Genomic DNA, 9774 nt, shown 5'->3' with positions numbered 1-9774 from the left:
AACGTATTGCGACTGATCTGCAAGACACGAGCGACGTGGCTCTTGCGCTCACCTCGGTCAACTGCGGCAACGGCCTTTACTCTTAAATCCACACTGTAGGGGGCAGGCATCGGGGTTCAGGGGCGGAAACAACATCCCTATTCTGTCCTAATCAGTCTCCGGGCTGCAATAGCATTCTGCTGAATTAGCGTTTCAGCTTTCTCAGGCTCCATCACAAAGCCTATACCCAAAATATTTAAACCTTGAGAAGCCTTTCCGTAATTTGCATCAAGGCGGTACGGATTTCCTGATACTTTTCCAGGAACAGTGAGATAAGAATTAATACCATCTACTGACTTGTCATCTAAGAAGAACTCTCCGTGCCATTCTCCTTTCTCGATCCAAACATAAGATACTTCTAAAGCTGCTGTACCTGGCCAGGGACGACTTGAAATGGCTCGATATATTGAATTACTTTGTTTTTTAATACCCCTATTTTTTGTTTTAATAGGAAGAAGAATTTGATCTAAGCCGACTTCCCTAGTATCACCTTGGGCAATGGTATTGGTTCCCACTAAACCTGTAGTTGCGCTAGATCTCAACAAACTAACGGCTCTTAAAAAGAAGTAGATACACAAGTCTGCACTGCCTTTGACATTATCTGCAATCCATTTCACTAAGAAATCACGATAAGAAGTTCCAAGGATACCTGTAATATCTTTGCCTCTCTTAAATGGTGGATTCCCCACAATCGCCGAAAACCCCCTCGATGCTCCCTCTTCCAAAAACACCTCTGGAAACTCCAACGCCCAATGAAACGGCTCCCTCGGTGGTTGTCCTTCGGGCTTGCCTGCATTCAGCATCCGCTGGGCCTTTTCCCGTATCTGCCGTAGCTTGGTTTCTCGCGCCCGCTCATCCGGTTCCTCCAGGGCATCCGTCACCAACCCCGATAGCACGCCCAAGTCTTCCACCTTCAGGTTCCCGGTCTTGCCCGCCTGGGCCAGGGCTTCGCCAATCAGATAATCCGCCGCAATTTTGATGTTGCGGGTCAGTTCCTCGGCTTCGGCTTGCAGGGCTTCCTTGCGGGCCAGGTCTTGAATATCGTTCACCGTAAAGCTTTCCAGTTCCTTGCGTTTGGCAATGGCCAGGGCCAACAGCGGTCGCCAAATCTCCGACACTGTGCGAAGCTGCACCGCCTCCTTATCCGGGTTCAGGTGCAAAAATTCGATCTGCTCGCGGCTCGTTATCCCCAGCAGCGAATCGCCACAGCGCAGGGCATGGTCTAAAAACGTAAAAGGCCGATTCTTTTGCAGCGTAATCAACCACAGCGACAGCTTCGCCATCTCCACCGCCATCGGGTTTTTGTCTACCCCATACAAACAGCGATCCGCCACCAGGCGACGAGCCACCGCAAGGCGTTCATCCGGGTCGTTGGGCAAAATGGCCTCCCCCGGTTCCGCCACCGACAGCGAACCATCGGGGAGAATGCGGAGGTAGGGAGATCCCCCAGATCTTGAACCCTCACCCCTAGTCCCCTGAACACCCTCACCCCTAGCCCCTCTCCCATCGAGGGAGAGGGGAACTGGAGGCGCTTCTTGTTCCCCCTGCTCCCCTGGTGGGAGTAGGGGGTTAGGGGGAAGAGGGGGCATCTCCATCTCCCACGCTTCCACCAACCGTTCCGACAGATACCGACAGACCTGCACCAAAAACGCGCCGCTGCCCATGGCCATATCGCAGATCTTCAGAGACAGCAGTTCTGGGGCTGATTTTAGCCGCCAGTCTTCCTTGGGTTTGCCCTCCGCCACCCCTTCATAGACCAACGGCTCTAGGGTGTACTTCACAATTTCCTCGGTTAGGCTGCGGGGGGTGTAGTGGGTGCCCGTCTCCCGGCGATCCGTCCCTTGGGTAACAAACACACTGCCAGCCGGAATCACCGTCGGGTGGTCAAAGGTATCCGGGCGAATTAGCTTGGCCCAGGGCAGCACCCGGTTAAACAACGCGGGGTCGTTGTAGCAGGCCATCAACAGACGGCTGCGACTGTGGGCGTCGAGGCCCTCACCCCCCCGGCCCCCCTCTCCCAGGACGGGAGAGGGGGGAGAGACAGCCGATTCTTGTTCCCCTTCTCCCCTGGTGGGAGAAGGGGTTAGGGGATGAGGGGGGCTAGGAATCAGCTTTTTCAGAGCGGCTTCAGATTTGCCTGTGGCCTTATTCAAAAAGCCCAGTAGGTCTTGCTCTCCTTTGCCATAGAGCCGCTCCAGTTCCTCTAGGGCCACCTCTGGCTCCTTGGTTTTGGTGCCCACCAGGCCCAGAATGGTGTCCTTGGCCCGCACGGCGGTATGGTCGAGCAGGCCCTCATAGACATGGCCGATCTGCTCAATATCTAGCGCCCGAAACGACAGCTTGCGCGATTCCACGCCGCCCCCCGGCACCCGCACCTGAAGCACCTGAAGCGCCTCCAGCAAATGTAGCACCGTGCGATTGTTCACCGGGATGGGTTCGGCGGGCACCTCCAGCCAACGGCTTCCCTCCGGGCGACCTTCTAAAAACGGGAAGCGGTCTGGGTTAAACAAACTGCCCCCATAGGCCGGAATATAGAGGGCATCGTGGTGAACGCCGCCATGCACCGCCCGAAACGTGGCCAGCAGCCGACACCAGGCATCATGCTTGCGCTCTAGGATTTCCTCGCCGCTGTGGTCGGCCTGTTCCCGCAGTTGTTCCCGCAGGGTGGTCACGGCATAGAACGTATCGTAAAACGCCGTCTCCTGGGGCGGAATGAGCTGGTTCTCCTCGGCAAAGAACAAAAACACCAGCCGCATCATCACCGTCAGCGCCGCCTCATAGAGCCGCGTCTCCGACACCCCCGCCAACAGCGTTCGGTTCCGATCCTGGTCGATGCGATCCAACGACTGCACCAACACCTCCACCGCCCTACGCACCTGGTAGCCCAGTTGATCGGTCACATCCTGCTGGCTGTTCACGCTCTGGGCCAGCAGCGCCTCCAGGGTTTCGCCATCGGGCACATTAAAGAACCGCTCCACCCCCAGCAGCGACCGAAACGCCCGCAGGGTAATGGTTTCCTCCTGCCAAAGGGTGGCATACCAGGAAATGTAGCCCGTCGTTTCGCCCCTGGGCGCATTCACCAACATCCACTGTTCGCCATTGGTAATCAGCCCCAGCCGTACCTCACAGGCGTGCAGCAACTCCATCATCCGCGTGGCAGGGCTGGCCGCCCAACGAGACCCTTTCACCGATTTTTCTAGGGCTTGGTTGGCCGGGTAAAGCTGGACGAGCAGGCGGGGTTTGACCTCACCCCCCCGGCCCCCCTCTCCACGGTGTGGAGAGGGGGGAGTAAGAGAGGAGGCTTCCGGCTCCCCTTCTCCACGATGTGGAGAAGGGGTTGGGGGATGAGGGCCAGGATCGATGACGACCCAATCAGGCCGTAGGGTTTCGCCGTGCTCTGCCAGGTTCACCTGTAGGCCAGTCGGAATACTTTGGCCACCGAGGAGCACTTCTTCCGGGAGAGCCAGGGTTTCGGTAAGCACAAACGCCACCCACGCCCGATGAATCGCCGGATCGGGGCGACTACCCTGCTGGTTGTCTTGCCACTCGTCGTAGGCCAGCTTTAGCCGCCGCAGGTGGTCGGGGTCGTGGGCCTCTAACCCCTGGGGAAAGGCTTGCAGCAGCACAGGCAGGCTCACAAAGGGGCCAGAGACTTCGACGAGAGACAACCATTCAGCGTGATGACGGGCGTTAGACATGGGACGGCGTTAAACAATAGGCAGCGTTGGGCACCGAGACCGTAGGCAAACGGGCACACGACCCATTTTCGCGCCTACAATGGGCGAGAACGCTATCCTTAAGCTTTCCCTTACTCGTCCCTGCAAACACCATCGCCAACACCATCGCCAAGGGGGATGCCATGGTCGCCCAACCGCAACCCACCCTAACGCCAACGGAGTATTTGGAGTGGGAAGCCCAGCAGCCGCTACGGTTCGAGTATATGGAGGGCCATGTGGTAGCGATGGCCGGGGGTACCATTGCCCATAACCAAATTGCGGTGAATCTGGTATCCCTGTTGCGGCCCCACCTGCGAGGGCAGAACTGCAAGGTCTTGAGTGGCGATGCGAAGGTAGCCATTTCCGAAGCTGGGCCGTTTTACTATCCCGATGTGAGTGTGACCTGTGATCCGCGAGACCGCCATGCACGGGCCTATATTCAGTTTCCCTGTCTCATCATTGAAGCCCTTTCCGACTCCACCGAAGCGCGGGATCGGGGGCTAAAGTTTCGCCACTATCGCCGCATTGAAACCCTGCAAGAGTACGTTCTTATTGATCCAGACCGGGTATTGGTGGAAGGCTATCGCCGCAACGAACGAGGCAACTGGGAACTCGTCACCACCCTCAGCGACAGCCCCACCCCCATGGGGCCTGACACCGCCCTGTCATTAACGAGCGTCAATCTCGACATTGCGCTCTCCCAAATTTATGAGGATGTCGTCTTTCCCGATAGCCGCGAACCCTTTCAACTCGCTAGTGAATGAGGGTTTGGCTCTATGACGGGCATCGCACGACCCAATCGGGCCGCAGGGTTGCGCCGTGCTGGCTTGTAGAGACAGGGCGTAATAGGTCTTATTGTTTTGACCCCACTTCCGCTATTTAGGCGCTTAGGAAAGGTAAAACCCTCTAAAAATCGTTGTTCTTGACCAAAAGACATATTTCTAGCTTCCGCTATTGTCTTGTTGGGAGGTGGCTTGATTGAGGAGAGCAGCCCACGGATCACTGAGCTGATATCGCTGGATTCGCTGCCCTGTGCCTGACTGTATGGGGCTTATGAACCCATTGTCGCCCCAGTCCCTCAGCCATTCCCGTGAGGTTCGGTTCGATATGCCAAACCAATTCTCAACATCGGATGCTCTAATGACCAATGGCTCGGCCTCGTCACGCGCCAGTAGCCTGGCAAGCAGCCTCGTCAAAATTTGCTGCTGTCGGCGCGATAGCTCCTCCCATGGTGGTTCAGAGGGATTCTGGGCTGAGTAGAGGGCTTGTGATCGCTCTTTGAGATCCGAAGCCGCCTGAGCCATGGTTTCCACAAAATAGTTCAACCAGGGAGAATGATCGGGATCGTGGCGACCATCGTAGAAGTTCATAGGCAAACCCATTTGAAGACTGCGATAGTATCGGTCGCGATCCGCATTGAAGTACTCGTCAAAGGAGAAAAAGCCCCTCATGCGATAGCCAGAACGCCAAAGTTCTGCGGTTGCTAACAATCGCCCAGTGCGGCCATTGCCATCATCAAAGGGATGAATGCTTAAGAATCGATGGGTTAAAAGGGCTGCTCGTACTGGTGCTGGTAGCTCCTGAGCTGACGACGATAGCCATGCCACCAACTCGGTCATTAGTGGAGGCACATCCCTTGGCTCAGGTGGTCCATACTCAATGCGGCCTGTGATGCTATCAACAACAGGGCATTCCCCAAGACGATATGAACTGCGGCTGCCACGACGTCCTGGCCCCAAGACAATCACGATTCGGTGTAATTCTTGGATAAAGGCCTCTGTAATCTGACCTCTGGTTTCTGCAAATTCTTCTACCCGATCTAAAGCCCTCCAGTAATTGCGTATTTCTTGCTCTGCTTTACTCCCCTGGCGATCACCTTGGGCAATGGCCCGACGTACAGCGGCGGCATCGAGTGGATTTCCTTCGATCTGAGTGGAATGCCGAGTACTACGCTGTAGAGCATCGTGACGTAATCTGAGCCTTGTATCGGGTGGCAGTGGCAGAATATCAATGACAGCCTTTGCCCCTTCAATGATGCCGAGATGCTTAACGGTAGTGTGGGTGTAAGTAAACTTTGGTTCAAAAACCATGCTTTAGAAAGGTTGAATTAACTTTTGCGGTATCAAATATGTCACGGCGAGGGGAAACAGGCGAGGGGTGGGGTCACGAAACCGCGCCCGAATGATAACCGATTCCTGGTCAATCCCCTGGGGGATTTGCTCAACCCGAAGCTGCAAACTGCTGAGGTTGCGCTCAAACTGTTCTTTTTCAGCGCTGCTAAAGAGCGTGAGCTGTTCCACATCGGGTTGCTCTAGCTCCTTGAGAATTTGCTGCCGCAGTTCGGTCATGATGGCGGTGATGTCGGCCACCTCCTTTTCACAGCGGTCTTGCAGGGCTTTCTGGAGGCCGCTGGTGCGCTCTTCCATGCGTACCTCCAGGGAGCGCAGTAGGGGGTCGCGATGGCTGGGCCACAGATCCATCAACCGTTGATGAAAGGACTCCGGCACCGGGTCAGGTAGGGCCGCTGCTAGGGCTTGCTGCACCTGGCCCACATTCAAACGGCTGAAACGGCCTTCCTTTAGAATGCCCCCAGCGGTAATCACCTCCTCATGGAGGCGCTGCTGGTCGCCCCCCAAGATCACCAGTCGTCCGTAGGCCACCACCACCGGATGCTCTAGGGCCGAACTGGGAACCAACCGTGCCGTCACCCGATGCAAACGCTGGTTTCCCTGGCGAGACCACACCTCCGCCCGCAGCAGACGCAGGCACATTTGAACCAGCCGATGGTTGAGATGCACCAGCACCACATCATCCCGACCGTGGGAAAGATCCGGGTCGAAGACCAGGGGGCGAACTTCCTTAGTATGGGGATGCTCTAGGCCCTCCGAGCAAGCCGCCCAGCTTCCCCGCAAGGCGGGTAGCAGGTACGCCGCCCCTGCTACACCCGGTACTTTGGTGGGAATCAGGGCAGGCTGTTCCGCCAGTTCTAGGCCTACCTTTACCACCGATTCAATGTTGTCTGGGGTAAGGCGCAGGGTGCGACGGGTTTCGCTGAGTTGTTCCTTCAACTGGTCAATGCGATCTCGCACCGACCGTTCAAACTTCAGCATTCGCCGTAGAGGGGCCGACTCTCGTTCGGCCACGGTGGTATCTAGCGTTACCCGTCGCCCCAACATCGCCTCTTCCACTTGGCCTGCAATCACTGGCCCTACCTTGCCTAGATCCTCCCGGATCGCTTCAACCTTCAGAGCCGCCCGCATCAGAAATTCCAGGTCACCCTCTAAATCTCCCGGCTTTACCCCGGTGGTTGCGGTCTCCCGAAAATCTTTGCCAACGAAGTGGTAGATCAACACCTCAGGCGCTCGCTGCCCGTGGCGGTCAATCCGACCATTGCGCTGCTCCATACGGTTTGGGTTCCAGGGAATTTCGTAGTGGATCAGGTTGGAGCAATAGTTTTGTAGATCCAGACCTTCCGACGCGGCATCGGTGGCCAGTAAAATTCTGACCGGGGAAAGGTCAGGACTGGACTGGAATGCCGCTTTCACCTTTTCCCGATCCTGGGAATCCATCCCGCCATAGAGGGTCATCAACCGCTCATCACGGGCCAAGCCCTCACTGGCCATTAGGTTATAAAGCCACTTCTGGGTCGCTCGGTACTCGGTGAAGATAATCACCCGTTGATCCGTCCATTGGCCGTTGGGTCTGATGTTGGTGCCTATCCAGTCCAATAGTTCCTGAGCCTTCGAGTCTGGCTGGCGCGATGCCCCATTGGCCCAGAGCTGCATGGCTTCCAGCAGGCGTTGTTCCTCAGGGCTGGGCTCCCGGAAAAGGCGGGTCGAAGTGGTAATGGCATCTTCTGTGGCGTCTTCGTAGAGGGCATCGTCGGCAAACTCTTCCTCCACCTGCTCAAGCTGTCGCCGCAGGATCCCCATCGCAGGTTGGGCAAAGCGCGTTTTCCGCTGGCGCGTGGCCGACATCAGCGACTCACGGTGCCGCTCCAGGGTGGTGCGAAAGGCTTCTGGGGAGGAAAACAAGCGCTTTTTCAACAGTTTCAGGACAAACTCGGTGGCGTAGAGTTCGGTGGCGTCGTCGGCAGCCCCCTTACGGCGCAGGTCGGTATAGTGCTGGAGTTGCCGATGCACGTCCCGCTCGGCGTCGCGGTAGTCCACCGGAATGGCTTCTAGCACCCGGTTCGGGAACCGAGGGGTACCGTCCCATCGGGGGGGCAGTTCCCGCTTCAGCCGTCGCACCATCACCACCTGAAGCTGATTTGGGTCGGCCTTTACCCCACGGGCAAACCGCTGGTTATCCAAAAGCTCCAGCAAAGCCGTGAAACTTTCGGGGTAGCCATTGTGGGGGGTCGCCGTCAAAAATAGCTTGTGTTCAAAGTGGGGCTCTAGCTTGCGAATCGCCGCCGTCCGCTGAGAGTCGATGGCATACTTGCCGCTGCCTGAGGGAGCCACATTATGGGCCTCGTCCACAATCAACAGATCAAACTTGCGGGGATAGATCGATTCTCCCTCGGCGGGCAAGACCTCACTGAACAGGCGCAGGCTGCGATCCCGCTTCAAAAAGTCAATCGAAGTAATCAACCGAGGAAAATGCTTCCAGGGGTTAACGTGGATGCCTCGCCGACGGCGCAACTCCCGCATTAGGTGGCTATCCACAATGCGAAAGTCTAGGCCAAACTTATCCCGCATCTGCTCCTGCCATTGCACCTGCAACGATGATGGACAGACCACCAAAATCCGCCGCACCCGCTGCCGCAATATTAGTTCCTGGGCCACCAACCCCGCTTCAATGGTCTTCCCCAAGCCCACATCATCCGCAATCAGCAGATTGACCCGAGGCATCTGAATGGCCCGCACCACCGGATCAAGCTGGTAATCCTCAATATCAATGCCGCTACGGAAGGGAGACTGCACATTGCGAATATCCGCCGAGGAGGCCGCCCCCCACCGCACCGCATCCAAAAACGCATCTAGACGCGCAGGGGAATCAAATCCCCTCGGCTCCGGCAGCTCCGACTTTTCGTAAACATGGGCACCCACCTCCAGCTCCCAAATCACCTGGAGTTCCGTCCCTAGCCCGTCATCCTCCACCGAAGCCAACGTCACCAAATGCTGCGCCCTAGGCAACCCAGACAGCACCGGACTCTGGAGGGGAACCGTCTGCTGAATCTCCGTCACCACAAAGCGGCTCTGACGCACATCCACCAACTGGCCTGGCTCTGGAATAGCAATAAGGCGCACAGGAAAAACCACTGAATCGACATCACTATCCCAGTATTCCCAGGGTTATCAGGATCGCTACACCAAAGCCATGCTTTTTCTCTACAACTGGATGGTGCTGGTGCTGGCCATGGCGGGAGCAGGGGCCATAGTGGTAGCTGATGCTGATGTGGCCGCTGATTACAAGACCTGGCTGAAGACTACGATTGCGACCTCAGCCAAATTGAAGAAGCTATCCGGTGTTCAATTCCCCTGGCCGCATGAGTTCGCCATCATTCCATGCCACCACATTCTTTCTCGACCGCTGCTTGGGCAAAAGCTGGCCATCTTACTCCCCAATAGAAGCCTTAAACTTAGCGGTGATGGTACTTTCAGAGGTCAGAATATTTAGTTTTGTAATGTGTGATTCTGCTGTTTGGGTTGGGTACTCTAGATGACATCAGCCTCACGGAGTCTACGGTCGTTCTAGACCCGTGAGTGCGTCGTTCCCGTGGTCGTTGTTTCGATAAATCCCAAGCAGTCAGGCATTCCCCATGTCTTGTATTGCTGTGGGGATGTTCTGGGGGCTATCCCCTTGACGATGGATACCTGACTGCCTGACAGAAGTGGGTGAAAGGCTTGAAACCTCGTGCTGCGAGGGGGAAAAGGTGAGGTGACATGAGACGCTGGAATTGCATATCTCAGGGTCTTTGCCATGCCAGCCACCACCTGTCTCTATGATCAAGTGCTGTCCTTGCTGCGTCAATATAGCCATCGTCGGGATCTGCGACACCTCAAGGCCTTGGCGT

Annotated in this window: 5 protein-coding genes and 1 pseudogene; 2 read left to right on the top strand and 4 right to left on the bottom strand. The window is 56.5% G+C overall.

Annotated elements, in window-relative coordinates:
• Positions 1–110 (bottom strand): annotated as a pseudogene (locus H6G62_RS28100) (IS630 family transposase); the annotation flags it as partial.
• Between the two features lie 27 nt (positions 111–137).
• Positions 138–3737, bottom strand: coding sequence for a type IIL restriction-modification enzyme MmeI (locus tag H6G62_RS28095; RefSeq protein WP_242052261.1), 3600 nt, complete (start codon positions 3735–3737; stop codon positions 138–140).
• Positions 3738–3898: 161 nt separating this feature from the next.
• Between H6G62_RS28095 and H6G62_RS24555 the strand changes: the two genes are divergently transcribed.
• Positions 3899–4519 (top strand): Uma2 family endonuclease, encoded by a 621-nt coding sequence (locus tag H6G62_RS24555; RefSeq protein ID WP_190500119.1) that lies wholly within the window; start codon positions 3899–3901, stop codon positions 4517–4519.
• A gap of 177 nt (positions 4520–4696) precedes the next feature.
• Here the strand turns inward: H6G62_RS24555 and H6G62_RS24550 are convergent, their stop codons facing one another.
• Both H6G62_RS24550 and drmD read right to left on the bottom strand, forming a co-directional pair.
• Complete coding sequence (locus H6G62_RS24550; protein ID WP_190500117.1) at positions 4697–5845, bottom strand: Fic family protein; 1149 nt, start codon at positions 5843–5845, stop codon at positions 4697–4699.
• Between the two features lie 3 nt (positions 5846–5848).
• Positions 5849–9007, bottom strand: a complete 3159-nt coding sequence (drmD, locus tag H6G62_RS24545; RefSeq protein WP_190500115.1) for a DISARM system SNF2-like helicase DrmD — start codon at positions 9005–9007, stop codon at positions 5849–5851.
• A gap of 70 nt (positions 9008–9077) precedes the next feature.
• Between drmD and H6G62_RS24540 the strand changes: the two genes are divergently transcribed.
• Positions 9078–9377, top strand: a complete 300-nt coding sequence (locus tag H6G62_RS24540) for a hypothetical protein (RefSeq protein WP_190500113.1) — start codon at positions 9078–9080, stop codon at positions 9375–9377.
• The last annotated feature ends 397 nt before the right edge of the window (positions 9378–9774 follow it).

Source organism: Phormidium sp. FACHB-1136, from assembly GCF_014697375.1.
GTDB lineage: Bacteria > Cyanobacteriota > Cyanobacteriia > Phormidesmidales > Phormidesmidaceae > Nodosilinea.
Note: the sequence above shows the minus strand (reverse complement) of the source record. Positions and strands in the feature narration are given on the sequence as shown.

Bases quoted from the DNA above. Each gene is read 5' to 3' on its own strand.
- H6G62_RS28095 (WP_242052261.1), bottom strand. From the start codon at position 3,737: ATGTCTAACGCCCGTCATCACGCTGAATGGTTGTCTCTCGTCGAAGTC.
- H6G62_RS24555 (WP_190500119.1), top strand. From the start codon at position 3,899: ATGGTCGCCCAACCGCAACCCACCCTAACGCCAACGGAGTATTTGGAG.
- H6G62_RS24550 (WP_190500117.1), bottom strand. From the start codon at position 5,845: ATGGTTTTTGAACCAAAGTTTACTTACACCCACACTACCGTTAAGCAT.
- H6G62_RS24540 (WP_190500113.1), top strand. From the start codon at position 9,078: ATGCTTTTTCTCTACAACTGGATGGTGCTGGTGCTGGCCATGGCGGGA.